15 protein-coding genes are annotated in these 19220 nt (G+C 40.7%); 6 read left to right on the top strand and 9 right to left on the bottom strand.

Going from position 1 to position 19220, the window contains the following annotated elements; genetic code table 11:
• Positions 1–7 precede the first annotated feature (7 nt).
• The gene (locus tag F928_RS16215) at positions 8–463 is read left to right on the top strand and encodes a MarR family winged helix-turn-helix transcriptional regulator (RefSeq protein ID WP_005077045.1); all 456 of its coding nucleotides are present in this window, start codon (positions 8–10) and stop codon (positions 461–463) included.
• Positions 464–586: 123 nt separating this feature from the next.
• Complete coding sequence (gene vanR, locus F928_RS16210; protein WP_077162611.1) at positions 587–1279, top strand: GntR family transcriptional regulator; 693 nt, start codon at positions 587–589, stop codon at positions 1277–1279.
• A 43-nt stretch (positions 1280–1322) separates the two neighbouring features.
• Here vanR and F928_RS16205 read toward each other — a convergent pair whose 3' ends face one another.
• The 5 genes from F928_RS16205 to atsA all read right to left on the bottom strand — a co-directional run bounded on the left by F928_RS16205 (position 1323) and on the right by atsA (position 7454).
• The gene (locus F928_RS16205) at positions 1323–2267 is read right to left on the bottom strand and encodes a PDR/VanB family oxidoreductase (RefSeq protein WP_005077039.1); all 945 of its coding nucleotides are present in this window, start codon (positions 2265–2267) and stop codon (positions 1323–1325) included.
• Between the two features lie 12 nt (positions 2268–2279).
• Positions 2280–3356, bottom strand: coding sequence for an aromatic ring-hydroxylating dioxygenase subunit alpha (locus F928_RS16200; protein WP_005077038.1), 1077 nt, complete (start codon positions 3354–3356; stop codon positions 2280–2282).
• A gap of 233 nt (positions 3357–3589) precedes the next feature.
• Complete coding sequence (locus F928_RS16195) at positions 3590–4777, bottom strand: OprD family outer membrane porin (protein WP_005077037.1); 1188 nt, start codon at positions 4775–4777, stop codon at positions 3590–3592.
• 12 nt (positions 4778–4789) lie between these two features.
• A complete protein-coding gene (locus F928_RS16190; protein WP_080632739.1) occupies positions 4790–5743 on the bottom strand; it encodes a formylglycine-generating enzyme family protein in 954 nt (317 codons plus the stop codon).
• Between the two features lie 25 nt (positions 5744–5768).
• A complete protein-coding gene (atsA, locus tag F928_RS16185) occupies positions 5769–7454 on the bottom strand; it encodes an arylsulfatase (protein ID WP_005077035.1) in 1686 nt (561 codons plus the stop codon).
• 372 nt (positions 7455–7826) lie between these two features.
• Here atsA and vanK point away from each other — a divergent pair, with 372 nt between their 5' ends.
• The 3 genes from vanK (at position 7827) to F928_RS16170 (ending at position 12935) form a co-directional block, all read left to right on the top strand.
• Positions 7827–9173: an MFS transporter gene (gene vanK / locus F928_RS16180; RefSeq protein WP_005077034.1), complete on the top strand. Its 1347-nt coding sequence runs from the start codon at positions 7827–7829 to the stop codon at positions 9171–9173.
• A gap of 31 nt (positions 9174–9204) precedes the next feature.
• Positions 9205–10485: an OprD family outer membrane porin gene (vanP, locus tag F928_RS16175; RefSeq protein ID WP_005077033.1), complete on the top strand. Its 1281-nt coding sequence runs from the start codon at positions 9205–9207 to the stop codon at positions 10483–10485.
• Positions 10486–10736: 251 nt separating this feature from the next.
• Positions 10737–12935: an OsmC domain/YcaO domain-containing protein gene (locus F928_RS16170; RefSeq protein ID WP_005077032.1), complete on the top strand. Its 2199-nt coding sequence runs from the start codon at positions 10737–10739 to the stop codon at positions 12933–12935.
• 64 nt (positions 12936–12999) lie between these two features.
• On the opposite strand, the gene choB is transcribed toward F928_RS16170, so the two are convergent.
• The 4 genes from choB to F928_RS16150 form a co-directional block, all read right to left on the bottom strand.
• Entirely contained in the window at positions 13000–14670 is a 1671-nt protein-coding gene (choB, locus tag F928_RS16165; protein ID WP_005077030.1) for a GMC family oxidoreductase, read from the bottom strand.
• 27 nt (positions 14671–14697) lie between these two features.
• Entirely contained in the window at positions 14698–15591 is an 894-nt protein-coding gene (gene bah / locus F928_RS16160; RefSeq protein ID WP_005077028.1) for an alpha/beta hydrolase, read from the bottom strand.
• Positions 15592–15663: 72 nt separating this feature from the next.
• Complete coding sequence (locus F928_RS16155) at positions 15664–16518, bottom strand: SDR family NAD(P)-dependent oxidoreductase (RefSeq protein ID WP_004702834.1); 855 nt, start codon at positions 16516–16518, stop codon at positions 15664–15666.
• Between the two features lie 44 nt (positions 16519–16562).
• Positions 16563–18050 (bottom strand): flavin-containing monooxygenase, encoded by a 1488-nt coding sequence (locus tag F928_RS16150; RefSeq protein ID WP_005077026.1) that lies wholly within the window; start codon positions 18048–18050, stop codon positions 16563–16565.
• 135 nt (positions 18051–18185) lie between these two features.
• On the opposite strand from F928_RS16150, the gene F928_RS16145 reads away from it, so the two are divergent.
• Entirely contained in the window at positions 18186–19199 is a 1014-nt protein-coding gene (locus F928_RS16145; RefSeq protein WP_005077023.1) for an AraC family transcriptional regulator, read from the top strand.
• Positions 19200–19220 lie beyond the last annotated feature (21 nt).

Here is a 19220-nt window from a genome sequence, read left to right as displayed (position 1 = left end):
AAAGGTTATGGTACGTTCGAATTTAGTTCCAAAAAAAGTAGAAGATGAGCCTAAGTTAAGTTATATGATTGCTCGTGTTGACCGAATTATTAGTAAATATTTAACAGAACATTTAAAAGAGCTTGAAATTACCTTACCGCAATTTACTGCACTTTCTGTTTTAGCTTCAAAAAATAATTTATCCAATGCCAAGCTTGCTGAGCGCTCTTTCATTAAGCCGCAATCTGCCAACAAAATTTTGCAAGATTTACTGGTGAATGGCTGGATTGAGAAAAAACCTGACCCAACACATGGCCGCCGTATTTTAATTACCCTGACCGAAAGCGGTGTTGAAAAGCTAAATAAATGCAATGAAGTGGTTTTAAAAGTTGAAGAAAAAATGCTTGAAGGTATTGATATTAACTTGGCTTATTTAATCCGTAATAATCTCGATATTATGGTCAATAATCTTAAAAATCTTTAATTGAATGTGGTTTGTAAATTAATTTTTTAAAATCTACAGAAATGCTTAAGCACTGATTCACACAGAAAATTTATTTCATTTTGCAAATGAACTTGCTAGCATCGAAGTGACGTTTTTGGTGATGTGTGGCAGCGAATGTCTTCAGGACAACAAGTTTTACTTAAACTAAGAAAAATGATTATTTCAGGGGAACTTGAAGGCGGTGCTAGAATTGCCGAAATTCCGACTGCCGAGTTACTTGGTGTTTCAAGGCAGCCTGTTCGTATTGCCTTTCGGTTGCTCGAGCAAGAAGGCCTCCTCATTAAAAACCCAACTCGTGGTTACACGGTTCGTGAAATTTCAGAGCAACTTGTTCATGATGCGCTCGAAGTACGCGGTGTGCTGGAAGGGTTGGCTGCGAAAACTTTGGCAGAACAAGGCTTAAGCGAAGAGCAGAAAAAGACGCTGCAACATTGCATTCAAGAAACTGAAAAACTATTTAATGATAAAGACGAGTTTGGCGACGCTGAATTAGAACGTTATCACCATTTCAACGTCATTTTTCATGACACGATTATTGAAGGCGCGCAAAACGTCGCACTCATCCAAGCCTTAGCGAAAAACAATCAATTGCCGATGGCGTCTGCCCAAGCTATTACCTATGACCAGAATCAAGCTTTGTCAGAATATCGCCGTTTGCACTATGCGCATTTACAGCATTGTTCGATTTTTGATGCGTTGGTACATCGTCAAGCAGGGCGTGCTGAAACCTTAATGCGTGAACACAGTAGTGTGGTGATTTTAGGTGAAACGCTCAGAAATGTTCTAAGTGCTTAAGCCGAAATAAGTTCCTTTATTTTCGAATAAAGGAACTTGAGTATTAAAGTTCAATCACAAGATTTTTAGTTTTTGCACGAGAACAGCAAGGCGTAAATTGGTTATTTAGTGCATGTTCCTCATCGGTCATAAATAGATCTCGATGATCTGGAGTGCCTTCTACCACACGGGTAATACAGGTACCACAAATACCTTGTTCACACGAAACAGGAATATCAAAACCATTTGCAATTAATGCTTCAGTAGCAGTCTGCTCTGGTAATACTTCAATTCTGCGGCCTGTACCTTTTACTTCAATGGTAAAAGCTTCATCATTAGACGTATCTACTTTTTGGGCGACAAAATGCTCTTGATGTAACTGTTCGCTATGCCACCCAGCTTGTTCAGCCGAGCTCATGACAAACTGCATAAACCCTGTAGGCCCACACACATATAAGTGTTTATCAGATGAAGCTTGGTCCAAAACCTCTGCCATATTACATTCAGTGTCTGGCTGATCTTGAATATGAAAATGGACTTGGTTACCAAAGTGCTCGGTTAAGTTGCCATAGAAGGCAATCATTTCATGACTACGAACGAAGTAGTGCAATTCAAAAGGAATATTGGCCGACTTAAGCCGATATGCCATCGACAAAATCGGGGTAATACCAATACCCCCCGCAAATAAAACTGCCTGTTTAGTTTGTGGGTGAATCTCAAATAAATTACGCGGTTCACCAATTTTTAAATGATCGCCTTCACGATATTCTGTGTGGATGCAACGTGAGCCACCGCGTGAATTGGCATCATGTAAAACTCCAATTACGTAACGATGTTTTTCAGTGCAGCAGTTTGAAAGTGAATACTGACGGGTGAGGCCATTTTTCAGATGCACATCAATATGTGCACCTGCCTCAAAATTCGGCAGCTCCGTACCATTTGCTGCAACCAATTCAAATGCACGAATAGTCGGGGTAAGCTGGTAAATTTTTTGAATAATAACGTCCATGTTCATGCTCCTTTAAATAATCCGAATGTTTGGAAACTTTTGTGCGGACGTTTCAGGAGGTGTTTTATTTTCTTCGGCAAGCAGTCGCTCAATCACCTTACGAGACTGTACACCGCCTGCGTCGATGTTGAGCATGAGTAACTTGCGATGAGGATTGTTTAAAATATTTTGCTGCTGTTGCTCAAGCATTTCTAAATCTTCAGTAAAGATTTTGCCTTGGCCTTCACGAATTTGATCGGTGAGTTCAGCATTATCTGGTTGGAAGTTACGTGCCATTCCCCAGAAATACCAGTGAGAGGTCTCGGTTTCCGGTGTAATAAAATCGACCACGATTGAGGACACTTTTTTGTCTTTCGGTGCGTGATAACCGCCATGTCCAGCATGCGCTACACCCACTTCAATATGAACATTACTTGGAGCAAAGAAGTGGCAACGTTGCCAACGGTCAACAGGTACATCATCTGCTAAGTGGTTACCACGAAGGGCCATTTGCCAAAATGGAGGTGCGATCACATTTTCCATGTAGCGTTCGGTAATGACATGATCACCATCAACTTTAGTGACTGGTAATGATTCATCAATCTCTTTTTGTCCGATGCTGCTTGAATGAACATAGGTCTCGTGGGTTAAATCCATCAGGTTATCGACCATCAAGCGATAGTCACACTGAATGTGAAACAGGCCTCCGCCATAGCTCCATTCAGGATGATCTGCCCATTCTAAAGTTGGCAGTTTCGCTTCATCTGCTAAAGCTTTCTCGCCTGGCCATACCCAAATAAAACCGAACTTTTCGACAACCGCATATGATTTATTGCAAGGGAAACCATTTACACGTTGGGCTGGCATTGAAACCGTCTTTCCGTCACAACCCATAACTAGTCCATGATAACCACATACAAGGTTGCCATCTTCGACATAGCCAAGTGAAAGTGGGGCACCGCGATGGGGACAAAAATCTTCAACGGCTGCAACTTGGTTTTCTTTACCACGATAAAAAACAATTTTTTCACCACAAATAGTGCGACCTAGTGGTTTGTCTTGGATTTCTTCTGGACGGCAGGCAACATACCAAGCATTTTTAATAAACATTGTGACGACTCCTTATCACTTATTGGATCCAATTTATAACAAATAAAAATATTGGTCAATTGATAAGCAGTATATTTATTCAAAAATATTGTTCTTTAAAGTTGGTTAATTTGTATATTTTTGAATATTGTTAAGGACTTTTGCTATTCTTTGGAATTTTAGAGTGAAATTTTTATTAGTTTTTATTTGGATCCATAATGACTTCAGTTAAGCCATTATGGGAGTGTAGAGATTTAGAAATTAACCGTGTAGTGAAGCATCATGCGCTGTTCATCCAGACTTTTGCCGTGTTTGGTGTCGTAATTTATATTTAAGAAAAGAAACTTAAGATTTTTAACCCAAGCATTTAGATCGTACTGAATCAACACATCACTTTCTTGCTCAAAATCATTTTGATTCATGGTCTGAAATGAATCGCCATAAATATATTTATAGGTGATTTTTAAACCCTTGATATAGTCTTTAAAGTCATACGAGGCAACGAAATGATAAGACTTTTCATCTGCTTTGGTAAATGCGCCTAAGGTCCAGTTCACCATGTGAGGAATGGGCATATTGTCGAGTTTTGGAATACCATCTTTGCCAAAGTTTTCTTGGTAGCCAATTCCGGTTGTAAAGTTGCCATGTTTGATAAAATGCATAGCGCCTACAGATGTATTGTCATATTCACCAAGCTTTGATTTGCCGACATCGTCGTGGCGAAACACACGTAATTTTGTGGTGTGCTGCTTTGTCCATTGATAATCAAAAGCAAAGTAACTTTGATTGATGAGGTCGGTTAAGTAACCATTGTAAAATTTCCAATGATATCTAGGCGTTTTCCCATCCCATTGAAAAAAGTAAAGCCCATCAGAATCATGTTTTGAGATGGCAAGTTTGTGGTAGTCCTCCTCATTTTTTGGCGAATAACGATTAATCAAACCTAGCTCGAAGTTTTGTTTCGGCGTCTTATATTTTAATTCCAAACCTTTATAGTTTACGCGTAATTGATGTGTATCCACTTGTGGCGTAAGTGGTGAATCGGGAGTGATTTCACCGATATTCATGCGAAAGTTTTGATATTCAACTCCAGCACCTAAGCCATATTTAACATAGTCTTGCGCTTGTTTTTTTGTGTTAGGGTCAAAAGGTATGACCATATCATTGGTATGTTGGTCGTTACTTAGGCGATATGCATATTGGATGCTTGGATTGAGGTGGAGCTGAACCTCATTAAGTTTGGTTGACCAGTCACCACGATAGATCACGCCTTGACTCAAGCTATGAGTATCGGGGCTAGTACCATTTTCATATTGTCTGTCGAAGTTGAATGTTTTTAGTGTGAGTGTATTTTGAAAGTTAACATCTACTGCACTGTGAGCTAAACAGCAGGCAAGGGCTGTCCCTGAGAAGAAAATCCCATAAATAAAAATATGCTTCATTTTTAAATCCGTTTAAAAGCGTTTTACTGTTCTAAATCCGACATGGCTAGTTGCAAGGTCGAGCTCCTGTGGATGCCTCGCGGCAGCACGATAACGCGCGCAATAGTTGGTAGCGCATAAATAAGATCCACCTTTAATTGTGTATTGCAAAATCTGTTCGTGACTTTGCCGATATTTCGATGGATCCCCCATATGATGATCTCGTGATCCTGTGTAGGGTGTTTGGGTCCATTCCCATACATTGCCAATCAAGTCATATAAACCAAATGGGTTTTTACTAAAACAACCCACAGGGGCAACATCCTTAAAACCATCTTCCCTAACATTTTTATAAGGAAATTCGCCTTGCCAGAAATTGGCTACAATATGGCCTTCGTGGGTAGGGCCAATATCGGAATTTTGCTGAAAACCTTTGGCTGCATATTCCCACTCAAGCTCAGACGGTAAGTCATGGCCCAACCAGTTCGCATAAGCGTAAGCATCATTCCATGTCACCATGCGAACAGGCTCATGAGGTGCTGGTTGTTTAGGGTTGTTTGGGCCCCATGGGTGTTTCCAATTGGCGCCTTTTTCAAATTTCCACCATTGTAGCTCTTCAATTGGATGCTCAGGTTGTACAAACATAGCCGCACCACCTTGCTTCTCTGCATCGGTGACATAACCCGTTTGTTTAACAAACTCTTGAAATTGAGCATTGGTGACTTCAGTTGCATCAATTAAAAAAGCGGGAACGGAAGTTGTCTGTAAATTTAATGGGCGTTCATCTTCATAACCTTGTGTAGTGCCTAAAACAATTTTTCCTCGCGGAAGCTTGACCATGCCTGCTTCTTTATTTTTAGGCCATCCCGAAGGAAGGCCTGAATAAGAAGTACATTTAGCTTTGCTGCCTAAGTTGGGCAAGGTGGTCTGTTCTAGTTGAGGTGTATTTTTTTGGCATGCACAAAGTAAGAGAAACGATGAAAGCATTATGATCTGTTTCATCTGGTTTTCTCTACTTTTTGTTGTATTGCTCAAAATCCACAACACCATTTTCATCAGCATATCTTAAATATTTGTCATTTAAGACTTTGACAATCTCAGGATGTTCTGCATAAACATTACGTTGCTCATTAAAATCTGTTTTTAAATTGTAGAGTTCCCAACCGTGGCTTTTAAATTTAGAAGGTGAGTTTTCAATAAGTTTCCATTCGTCAGTTTTTGCGTAGCGGCTGCCATGCAATTCTTTAAAGTCATAATAATTAACAGGACGAATACGGGCAGTATTATCTTTAAACGCAGGAATTAGGCTAAAGCCCGACGGTTTAATTTTGGTGCTTGAAGTTGGATAAACCTGATTATTTTGAATACCCGCTAGTTCCATCACAGTTGGGAATATATCTCTGACTGTCGCAAAGTTATTGTTAATTCCACGTTGTTTAGAAATCTGAGTTGGTGATTTAACAATAAATGGAACTCGTACTCCACCTTCTGAAGCAGCTGACTTCCAGTGGGTAAATGGTGTGCTGCTCACTTCGGCCCAGCGTGGACCCATATAAACATATGAACTGGCGTTGCCTATATTTTCATAGCGATTGTCGGCATCACCCATTGGGAAATTGTGATCACCACCTTCAGCGCCGTTATCTGACATAAACACAATTAAAGTGTTGTCATATAAATGATGCTTTTTAAGATATTGAATGACATCACCCACGCGGTCGTCTAACTGGGTAACCATGCCCGCATAAACTTCCATTTTACGTGCTTCGTATTTGCGCTCTTGGGGGGGGAGTTCATTCCAGTTTTTGGTGCCTAAAGCTTGGTTGCCACGCTCGACTGGGTATTCTGCGTTTGCTGGAATTAATCCTAATTGCTTTTGTCTAAGAAAGCGTTGTTTGCGAATCGCATCATAGCCTTGATCGTATTTACCTTTATATAAGTCTCTATAATGAGCGGGCGCTTGTAGTGGCCAGTGTGGAGCGGTATAGGCTAGGTAGGCAAAAAATGGTTTTTGCGCTTTATTTTTGTCTAAGTACTCAAAAGCTTTTTGTGTAAAAAAGTCGGTCGAGTAGTAGTTGTCAGGCAAAGTGGTCTTTTGACCATTTTCTGTGTATTGAGTATTGCGCGGATAGTTTTTAGGTTGGTCTTTAAAGTGTAAATCGAAGCCATCGAGTAGAGCAAAAGATTGATCAAAACCACGGGCTTTAGGGTTTTGGTCGGGAGCATAGCCTAAGTGCCATTTACCGACCATGAAGGTGTAATAATCTTTTGTCTTTAAAATCTCTGCGAGTGTATACGCATTTTGCGTTAAGTGACCTGAATACCCATCAATTTTGAGGAGTGCGCGTGGGCTATCTGCTCCAACCAATTGTTCTTGTCGTTTTGAAGTTTCATACATCGCACCTAAACCTACCAAGTGGTTATCGGCACCTGTCATAAGCTGTGCACGAGTAGGTGAACACATTGATGAAGCATGAAAATTAAAAAGCATTTTTCCTTGCTTTAACAGGCTATCAATATGAGGAGTTTTAATTTCGCCACCATAAGCACCAATATCTGAAAATCCAAGATCATCGGCCAAAATAATCATGATATTAGGTGGTTGTTGATTTTTTGGAGGTGCTGCTTGCGCTGTGTAAAACAATTGGCTGGCAAAAAAAAGTCCCAATGTAAGCTGACTTACTCTTTTGAGTTTCATAACAACAATCCTTTGATGTTTTTAAAATGCATCTTGCATTTCCTAGAAATAAACTGAGCTTTTTTGGCTAAAAAATGCTCTGGAATCGATCATAATGGATTTTTTAATATGGATCCATAAAAATATTCAAGCATTCTAATTTTATGTTTTTAATAATTTTATACTTATATAATTTATGTGTTTATATACTTTTTTATAATCCATTTATAATTTTAGTTGATTTTTTGGATCCAAATATTCAGTATAGAAAAAGAGCAGGATGCTCAAAAAACAAATATTCCTCTAGGTCATTATGGATACGGATGTGCATAACCACCCAATCGCTCATATTAGCAATGTCGTGTGTATGTCTTATCCAAGGGAGATACACAAATGGAAAGAGATGTTCTAAGTGAGATCAATCAAAGCAACATGAGCCGCTACCAATGGTTCGTCATTTTGATCTGTATTTGTCTCAATATTATTGATGGCTTTGACGTGATGGTAATGGCATTTACCGCTCCATCCGTGTCAGCAGAATGGTCACTTTCAGGAGCACAAATTGGTTTATTGCTGAGTTCAGGCCTTTTTGGAATGGCTGCCGGTTCCATTTTTCTCGCGCCTTTAGCCGATAAAATCGGTCGCCGTTTACTCATCTTAGTTTGTCTTGTCATTGCAGGTCTGAGCATGCTGGGCTGTGCTTTTGTACAAAGTCACGGCATGTTAGCAGCACTTCGGTTTATTACTGGAATTGGGGTGGGCGGCATTCTTGCCAGCAGTAATGTACTGGCAAGTGAATATGCCAATGCACGTTGGCGCAGTCTTGCTGTGAGCTTAATGTCTACCGGTTACGGAATTGGCGCGACGCTTGGTGGAGTATTATCACTGGCATTGATTGAGCATTTAGGTTGGCGTTCAATCTTTTTAGCAGGTGGTGTTACAACCATTGCAATGCTACTGATCAGTGCGTGGTTACTACCAGAGTCTTTAGATTACTTACTCGCGAAACGACCAAAACAGGCACTCGAACGCATTAATACAACGGTAAGACGTATGGGGCTTAACCAGCTGCCAGTTATGCCGCGTTATGAAAAAATCAGTACACAAAATGGTAGTGAACTGGGCAAACTATTTGCTGGACAACTTGGATTTCAAACACTTTGTTTGTGGTTTGCATTCTTTTTAGTGATGTTTGGCTTTTACTTCGTGATGAGCTGGACACCAAAAATTCTTATTTCAATGGGGATGTCACCAGAGCAAGGCGTAAGTACCGGCATTTTAATTAGTATTGGCGGGATTTTCGGGGCAGCCATTATCGGTTTATTGGCATCACGTATGAAAATCTTCTATGCCTTAAGCCTGTTTTTAGGTCTAACGTCTGCATGTGTTTTTCTATTTGTTGCCGTTTCATCTCAAGTGAGCATTGCACTCATGGTGGGTTTATTACTTGGCACACTTATTAATGGCTGTGTAGCAGGTTTATATTCGATTTCTCCAACAATTTACGATGCCGAAATTCGTAGTCGTGGCGTGGGGTATGCAATTGGTTTTGGACGAATTGGGGCAATTTTATCGCCAACGGTCGCAGGCATTTTTCTGGATAAAGGTATAGCACCCGCAACGCTATATGCTTATTACGGTGTGGTGTTTATTTTGGCTATTTTCCTGATTTTAAGTTTGGGTAGTGCTTTTTACCGCAGTCAAAAAGAGCAAAACTACTCTCTTAAAACAGCACCTTAATCCATTAAAAATTAAATAGTTGAGATAAAAAATGAAAAAGACACCATTATGGGTGGGGGTATGCTTGTGCCCATTATTTAGTCAAGTTGTGCATGCCGAGTTTATTGCAGATAGTAAAGCTGAGCTGACACTACGTAATTTTTACTTTGACCGAGACTATAAAAAAGACCCATATCCCTATACAGCAGCCAGAGATTGGGCACAGGGTCTCATTTTTAAAGGACAGTCTGGTTATACCGAAGGGACAGTTGGGTTTGGTGTAGATGTACTGGCAATGGCAGGTTTTAACCTGATGGGAAGCCGTGCTGATGACTATGCACGGAGTGGCTTATTACCAGTGAATACCGATAACTCGCGTGATGATTATTATGGAAAAATAGGTATTACAGGAAAGGCTAAATTTAGAAAAAATGAGCTTTTTGTGGGCGATTTAGTTCCACAATTACCGACCATTTTTTCATCGCCAGCGCGTTTGTTCCCTCAGACTTACCGTGGTATCCGTTTTGTTTCAAATGAAATTCCAAATCTTCAATTAGAGGGGTTTTATGTCGACGAAGTACGTCAGCGCGACTCAATTCGTTATACCGACGTTGGAACACACAATATCAATCATCGTTTTGACAAAGCGGCAACTACCGATTCTTTTTATACATTAGGTGGAAGCTATCAGTTAAAGGATTACCGTTTACGTGCTTATCATGCTGAACTCAAAGACATTTACCAGCAACAATTTTTAGGTTTTAACGGCAAACAACCTTTAAATGATCAACTTAATTTTTTAAGCGACGTGCGTTTTTTTAATAGCGAAGAAACTGGAAGTAAAAAAATAGGAGAGGTCGACAACCGACATATTAGTGGCTTATTTGGTTTGAACTATCAAAATCATACGGTTTCTTTGGGCTACATGCAGTCGTTTGGCTCGACTGGTCTGCCATTTTTGTCGGGAACTGAAAGTCCAGTCGTACTTGATTTTATGAGTTCGGACTATTCAAATAAAGATGAAAAAGTCTATTCGATTCGTTATGAATATGACTTTAAAAATGCGCGGGTAGGTGATGTTTCATTAAACGGACTGCGTTTTATGACTCGCTATGCAAAAGGCGAAGACATTGATTTACTGCAGTATGGCGATCAGCGTTTTAAAGAAGAGTCGATGGAATTTGATTTAGGCTATAAAATTCCTGAAGGTAAGTTAAAAGGTTTGGGAGTGCGAGCTCGTTTTTCTCACTATCGCAACGATATGCCAAGTAATATGACATTTCATTCGACAAATGAAACGCGGTTAAATGTCGATTACACCTTTAAGTTTTAACGTTCAATATTTATTAAATTAAAGACAAGTTAAAACATTGTGAGCAGCAATGTTTTAACTTTAGTTATCAACTTCACAAAATCCCTCTATAATACCGCCAATCTTATTAAAGCCACTTGAGTCTCTCATTAAACACATGGCTTTAATCTCTCATTTTTTTAAGTCAATTTCTTCGCTGTGATTCGGCTTATTTTTCAATATTTAGAATTTTATGTGTCTGTGCTGACACATAAAAATATTTAGGTGCCAGCATGGAAATCAAGGTTAATTATCTCGACAATCTTCGACAGGAAGCTAAGTTCGATGACTTTACGGTAATTGCCGATCAACCAATTCGCTACAAGGGTGACGGTTCGGCACCGGGCCCATTTGACTATTTTTTAGCATCGTCAGCATTGTGCGCAGCATACTTTGTAAAAGTGTATTGTGCAGCTCGAGATATCCCAACCGATAATATTCGTTTATCGCAAAATAATATTGTTGATCCTGAAAACCGTTACAAGCAAACCTTTAAAATTCAAATTGAATTACCAGCCGATATTTCAGAGAAAGATCGCCAAGGGATTTTACGTTCGATTGACCGTTGTACTGTTAAAAAAGTGATTCAAACGGGTCCCGAATTTATTATCGAAGAAGTTGAAAGCATCGACGCAGATGCGCAAGCACTGTTATTGCCAAGCTTAACTTCAGAAAGTCATACCTATATTCAAGGTAAAGACCTGCCATTAGAAGAAACCATTGCCAATATGTCAGCTATTTTGGCAAATTTGGGCATGAAGATTGAAATCGCATCTTGGCGTAATATCGTGCCAAATGTATGGTCATTACACATTCGTGATGCCCAGTCTCCAATGTGCTTTACCAATGGTAAAGGTGCAACTAAAGAAAGTGCTTTGGCATCTGCACTGGGCGAGTTTATTGAGCGTTTAAACTGTAACTTCTTCTATAACGACCAGTTCTGGGGTGAAGATATTGCGAATGCTGAATTTGTGCATTATCCAGATGAAAAATGGTTTAAACCGGGCCCAAATGGTGAATTACCTAAAGAAATCTTAGATGAATACTGTCTTGAGATTTACAACCCAGATGATGAGTTACTTGGCACACATTTATATGACACCAACTCAGGCAACGTAGAGCGTGGCATTTGCTCTCTACCTTTTGTGCGCCAGTCTGACGGTGAAGTTGTCTATTTCCCATCAAATTTAATTGAAAACTTGTACTTAAGTAATGGTATGAGTGCAGGCAACACTCTGGCAGAAGCCCAAGTTCAATGTTTGTCTGAAATTTTTGAACGTGCTGTAAAACGTGAAATTTTAGAAGGTGAAATCGCACTTCCAGATGTTCCTGAAGACGTATTAGCAAAATACCCAAGTATTATTGCTGGTATTAAAGGTCTAGAAGAGCAAGGTTTCCCAGTATTAGTTAAAGATGCATCGCTAGGTGGTCAGTTCCCAGTAATGTGTGTGACTTTGATGAACCCGCGTACGGGTGGGGTGTTTGCATCTTTCGGTGCGCATCCAAGTTTTGAAGTTGCGTTGGAACGTAGTCTGACTGAATTACTTCAAGGCCGTAGTTTCGAAGGCTTAAATGATTTACCTCAACCGACTTTCCAAAGTAATGCAGTGACCGAACCGAATAACTTTGTTGAGCACTTTATTGATTCAAGCGGTTTGGTATCTTGGCGCTTCTTTAGCTCTAAATCTGACTATGACTTTGTTGAATGGGATTTTTCTGGCGAAGGCGAAGAGTCGAACGCAGAAGAAGCTGCAACATTGTTCGGCATTCTCGAAGAGATGGGCAAAGAAGTATATATGGCAGTCTATGAGCATTTAGGTGCGACTGCTTGCCGTATTTTAGTACCAGATTATTCAGAAATTTATCTTGTTGAAGATTTGATTTGGGATAATACCAATAAAGCACTTTCATTCCGTGAAGATATTCTAAATCTACATCGTTTGGATGATGAACAGCTTGAGGCATTAGTTGAGCGTTTAGAAGAATGCGAGCTAGACGATTACACTGAAATCACCACGCTGATTGGCATTGAATTTGATGACAATACAGTTTGGGGACAGCTCACCATTTTAGAACTGAAATTGCTAATTTATGTGGCTTTACAACAGTTTGAAGAAGCAAAAGAGCTTGTAGAAACTTACTTGCAATACAACACCAACACCGTTGAGCGTGGCTTGTTCTATCAGTGCATGAACGTGGTGCTTGAAGTGATGTTAGATGAAGAACTAGAGCTTGAAGACTACCTTACGAATTTCCGCCGTATGTTTGGTGACACACGAATGGACGCGGTATTAGGTTCTGTCGATGGTAGCGTTCGTTTCTATGGTTTAACACCAACAAGCATGAAACTAGAAGGGCTTGATCGCCATTTACGTCTGATCGAGAGCTATAAAAAATTGCATGCAGCTCGCGCTAAAGCCGTAGCGATGTAATTTAAAAAGCGAAATAAAAAAGCCTATTTTTAAATAGGCTTTTTTTATAAAACGACTCGCTAGTTTAAGCAGAAGCTTTGGTGGTCTCTATGGTTTCTGCATCTACTCTATGATCTTGCTGCTCATCCAAAGTATGTTTAGCCGGAATATAAGACATTGCGCGTTCTGCAAGTGCTGTAATGGTAAGACTTGGGTTAACGCCCAAATTGGCACCTAACATTGAACCATCCACAACGTATAAGTTTTTATAGTTAAAGACACGGTTTTGTCCATCTACCACGCCACGCTCTGGACTTGAAGCAATTGCACAACCACCCATACAGTGGGCTGTAAAAGGTACGTTAAACAAAATTTCGGTAATGGTCGTCATTGGGTGACCATTAAACATTTTGGCAACTTTTTCGGTAAAAGCATTGGCCTGTGGAATATACACAGGTAGTTTTTTACCTTCGCTCGATAACACCTTGCCAAAAGGCCAGAACCAATTACGTTTCAAGCGCATGTTGATGGAGGCATCTGCTGTTTGCATCACCAAGAAAATTAAAGTCTGACGTGCAAAACTGACCGGATTACTCATGCGAAGAAAAATAAATGGATGGCAAATGAGTGCCCATAACCAAAAGAAGATACGTGTCCAACCCGGTTTACCTTTCGCCATATAAGTACACATAAGACCCATGGCATCTGAACCAGTTTGGTAACGTGTTGCTTCAATGTGGGTGTCATGGTCAATGTAAATACTTGAACCAATGGCCACACCTTTACTCATGTCGACATCTTTACCAAAAAAACGAACACCTAAAATTGACTCAGCATTAGTACGAACCCGATTGCCCAAATCATCAGAAACATTTGGCAGAGAACCAGACTGTTTTAAACGGAATAACATCTCTTGCGTACCCAAAGAAGATGCAGAGAAAATCACATTTCGAACACACCATGTACGGCGCTGCTTGTTAAACCATGAGCTTGAACATTCAGTCGTAACTTCATAGCCATCGCTGCCATCGGCTTTACCATTAAGTGGTTTAACATCAACAACTTTGGTTTCTTCGTAAACCTTGGCACCATTTTTTTCGGCAAAGTACAAATAGTTTTTATCTAAGGTATTTTTTGCGTTGTGTTTACAACCTGTCATACAACCGCCACATGCGGTACAGGTTCCGCGGTCTGGACCTTCGCCGTTAAAATATGGGTCAGGGTAGGTCTTGCCGCCTTGTTCACCTTCGGGTGGAAAGAAAGTGGCAACACGAGTGGGTTTAAATGTATGACCAACACCGACTGCTTCCCCCATTTTTTTTAGCATATGATCGGCAGGACCGAAAATTTTATTATCAGTCACCCCAAGCATGCGTTCTGCTTCAGCATAGTGCTGTGGCATTTCATTTTTCCAGTCCGCTGCATCTGCCCACGTGCCTTCATCCCAAATATGTTCAGGTGGAACCAGTAAGGTATTGGCATAGGTGATTGAACCGCCACCTACAGCATTACCGCAAATAATGGTGACATGGCGAAAAAAACGCATGTTGAAATAACCAAAAAGTTTCATGCCCGGACGCCAAATCCAGCGACGGGTATTCCAGTTATTTTTAGCAAAATCTTTAGCTTCCCAGCGTCGTCCCATTTCCATTACAGCAACAGAGTAGCCTTTTTCGGTTAGACGGCAGGCAGAAACACTACCACCAAAGCCTGAACCAATAATGAGGTAATCATAGTCATAATTGTTTGTTGTCATGCCGAGGACTCCTCTCTGGCGATATTTTTATATTGACTGTGTATGTTTATCAATGAATTGCCCAATGCGCTCAATCGAGTCATTAGATTCGTTTAGTATACCCGCGTGAAACTGAAAAACATGCCCGACTCGGTCATAAACCTTCAAGTTCGTCGGAATACCATACTTTTCGGTTTGTTCAGCGAGACGTTTTGCATCGTCCAATAAGACTTCTTCGGTACCGACATGAATTAGAATAGGAGGTAGACCAGTTAAGTCAGCATAGAGTGGGGAACAGATTGGATCGGTTAGCGATTTTTGTCCGCAATAGTTTTTTGCACACCAAGCTAACCAGTCCTCTGATAGCATCGCATCTTGAGCAGCATGAGTTTTCATCGTGCTTCCAGAGAGGCTTAAGTCAACCCAAGGTGAAAGTAAAACTAATGCCGCTGGTAACGGTAACCCTACATTTCGTATTACAATTGCAGTACTTAAACTCAGTCCACCGCCCGCAGAATCGCCAGCAATCACGAGTTTTTTCGGGTTTTGTCCTTGGGCAAGTAAAGCTTTATAGACTGCAACGACATCTTCAATAGCAGCAGGGCTTGGGTGCTCAGGGGCTAGGCGATATTCAGGTAACCAGACTTGTGCTTGAGCTGCATGTCCGATTTGCGCCGCAAATTTGGTGTGACTTTTTGAGCTACCCACCACATAGCCTCCGCCATGTAAATACAAGATGCCGACGCCTGATTGAGTCGTTTTGGGCTGAATATGGACTGTCGGTACTTGAGCGATGGTTTGCTTTTTTGTTTTATAGCCACGTGGCCCAAGCACAATTGCACTGGCTGCATCGCTACAAAAACGTTGTAGCTTTAGTGGTGTTTTAGGGGATAAAGCTGGACGTAGTGTGGTACGAATAGTCCATGCAAGAAGCTGCTTCATAATAAGGACTCATACTAAGCATTTAATGTCAGTCAGCATCTCTTAAAATGAAGAGTATGCTGACCACTATTTTTATTTTGCTGATTTGTTGAGTAGGCGAGTTTGCAAGGCAGTGGCAGTTGCAAAAATCTTTTGGTAGCCTTGTGGCAGAATACGTTGAATCACATCAACGGCTTTCGCATCGGCTCCAATAAGTAAACGGCGACGATCTTTACGAACAGCTTCTAAAATTTGTTGAGCGGCATCATCAGCAGGGGTGCGAAGTAATTTATCGAAAGCATCCTGACTTTTTAAAGGATCCATTCCTAAAGACTGGACGCTATTATTCATGCGGGCAGCTTTGGCAATATTGGTACGAATACCACCCGGATGCACACAGGTCGCACTCACTCCAGCATTTTGCATATCAAGTTCTTGGCGCAATGATTCAGTAAAGCCACGAACGGCAAATTTACTAGCGTTATAAGCACTTTGAGTTGGTTGAGCTGTTAAGCCGAACATACTGGAAATATTAATAATATGCCCGTCACCACTTTGCTTTAAGTAAGGTAAAAACTCTTTGGTTCCATAAACTACGCCCCAAAAATTAATACCAATCAGCCATTCAAGGTCTTCGTAGCTCACACCTTCAGCCGTACTACCAATTGCGACACCAGCGTTATTAAAAATCAGGTTAACTTGGCCATGTTCATCTACTACTGCCTTTGCCCAAGTTGCAACTTCATCACGCTTAGCCACATCAACTTTTTGAGTGGTGACTTTGACAGAATAGGGTGCCAACAGCTCGACTGTTTTCGCTAATCCAGCTTCACTGATATCGGAAAGTGCCAGATGGCAACCTTGTTTTGCGAGTGCTATGGCAAGTGCTTGTCCAATACCAGAACCCGCACCTGTCACAGCTGCGACTTTATTTTTAAAAGACTTCATAAAATTCTCCGTTTATTTTTCTCATTTCCTATGGTGAAGCTTGTTTAAGAAATAGCCGAAACCTGAGTGTAGTTTTCAATATCGAAGCGACGAGTACGTTGTCGATATTCAAGAGTAAAACCTGGCCAGTTATTGGTATTTTTGCCATCCGCAGTTTGATACCAACTGGTACAACCTTGTGCCCAGACAGTTTTTTTCATTTTTTCTTGAATGCTTTGATTAAACTCATGTTGAACTTCTGCACGAACATTGGTGAACAGAAGTTTGTTTTGTAGGGTTGTTTGAATGGCATCTAAAATATAATTCACTTGGCTTTCAATCATATACACAATTGAGTTGTGCCCAAGATTGGTATTTGGACCATAGAGCATAAAGAAATTTGGAAAGCCGCTCACAGTTAAACCGAGATAAGCTTCTGCACCATCTTTCCATGTGTCTTTTAAGGTGCGGCCATCAAGACCTGTAATCTGCATTGGCGCCATAAATTCCGTTGCGGCAAAGCCCGTACCATAAATAATGGTATCGACTTCACGCAGATTTCCGTCTGTATCTAAAATACCGTTTTCAGTAATTTCTTGAATGCCCGTATTAATCACATCGACATGAGGCTGGGTCAGTGTTTCATACCAATGGTTAGAGATTAAAATACGTTTACAGCCAATTGGGTAATCCGGCATTAGGCGGTGGCGTAACTTCCCATCTTTAACAACTTTACGGATGTGACGCTGGAATAAATATTCCACCAACGGCATTTCATTAAGTGAAGTTGTAAAAGCAAGTAGGCGAATTTCATGGTGACCATATTGCAAGGCACGGTCCAGACTTTGCAAAATAGGTAATTTACGGAAAGCCTTTTTCTCTAAAGTTTGGTAAACCCGATCTGGTTTTGGAATCACGTAAGGTGCTGAACGTTGATAAACATCGAGATGTGCTACCTGTTTAGCAATTTCAGGTACAAATTGAATTGCACTTGCACCTGTGCCAATAACTGCAACACGTTTGCCAGTTAAATCATAGTCGTGATCCCAACGTGCTGAGTGAAATGCCTTACCTTTGAAGTTTTCAATGCCTTTAAGTTTTGGATAGGCAGGGCGGTTAAGTTGGCCTACCGCGCCCACTAAAAATTCAGCTTCAAACTGTTCGCCAGTCGTGCTTTGAATGTGCCATACACCTTGCAGCGCATCAAATTCGGCACTGGCTATTTCAGTGTTAAATTGAACATGTGGACGAATGTCATATTTATCCGCACAGTGGCGTAAATATTGATAAATCTCTTGAGATGTCCCGTAGCGATTTTTCCAGCCTAGCTCTTGTTCAAAAGAAAAAGAATACAGATGAGAAGGCACATCACAGGCAGCGCCCGGATAAGTATTGTCACGCCAGACACCACCTACATCAGCAGCTTTTTCAAAGAGCGTAAATTGTTCAAAACCTGCTTGTTTGAGACGAATGGCAAGTCCTAGACCACCAAAACCAGTGCCAATAATGGCGATGCGTACATTTTTATTTGAATTAGACGACGAATTAAACATGGGCTGCTCTAAATCCTTAAAAACAGTGAGCGAAAAAATCGCAATTTCCTGTATGCAGAATAGACGTTTATTTGCTTGATTTAGAGGATGGATGAGGACAAAATATTGTGATTCGAGGACATTCTGAGCAATACAGTGAAGTATGCATGGGCTTTTGAACGCAGTGTACATAGTGTTCGGTTAATGGCTGATTTTGCGGTGGAATCAGGCATTTCTTATGAGACGATTTTAAAAGGGACTGGGCTTAGCCAACAACAATTACTCGACCCTAATATGGTGGTGACAGGCCATCAGGAATTACAGCTGATTCATAACTTGGTTGAGCAACTGGGAGACAGACCAACATTAGGTTTAGAGGTAGGTACGCGCTATCATTTCACCACATTTGGGCCATTAGGTATGGCTCTGATGAGTAGTGCGAGCATTCGTGAAGCACTAGATTTGGCTTTAACCTATTTTACTTTAACCTTTGCTTTTACCCGCTTTGATGTGTCGGATACACCGCAAGGAATCCGTATCGAAATTGATGAGCAAGATATTCCATCTTCAGTGCGTCAATTCATTATTGAACGCGATGCCGCCGCACTCATTACGGTACAGCGAGATTTGGTGCAGGACAATTTTTGCCAATATTTGGCTTTTTCTTTCCAACCCAAAGGTGATGCCGAGCCTTATCAGAACTTATTTGGTGTGATGCCTGAATTTGGTGCTGCGAAAAGCTTTGTAATTCTTGATCCGCAAAAAGTAGACCAAAAGTTGCTTATGGCAAATGAATTGGTTTTACATACAGCTGAAGAACAGTGCCGACAAATATTAGAGAAACGCCAATCACAAAATAAATTTACAACCTTAGTGCAACAGCAACTTATGAATGTGCGAGGGGAAATGCCTTCTATGGAAATCGTGGCTGAACGTTTGCATTTAAATGTTCGTACTTTACGCCGTCATTTGGCATTAGAGGGAATGACTTTTATTCAGATACGTGAAGAAGTAAGGCAAGTTCTAGCTGAGCAATATTTGGCATTACCAAAAGCTTCGGTTGAACAGATTGCCGAGTGGTTGGGTTATGCAGAACCTACCAGTTTTATTCATGCTTATAAAAGATGGCATGGGAAAACACCTCATGCCATGCGTTTAGTACAAAAATAAAAAAATGAAGGGTGCTTTTGC

The sequence above is a fragment of the Acinetobacter pittii ATCC 19004 = CIP 70.29 genome (assembly GCF_000369045.1).
In the GTDB taxonomy this organism is placed as follows: domain Bacteria; phylum Pseudomonadota; class Gammaproteobacteria; order Pseudomonadales; family Moraxellaceae; genus Acinetobacter; species Acinetobacter pittii.
Note: the sequence above shows the minus strand (reverse complement) of the source record. Positions and strands in the feature narration are given on the sequence as shown.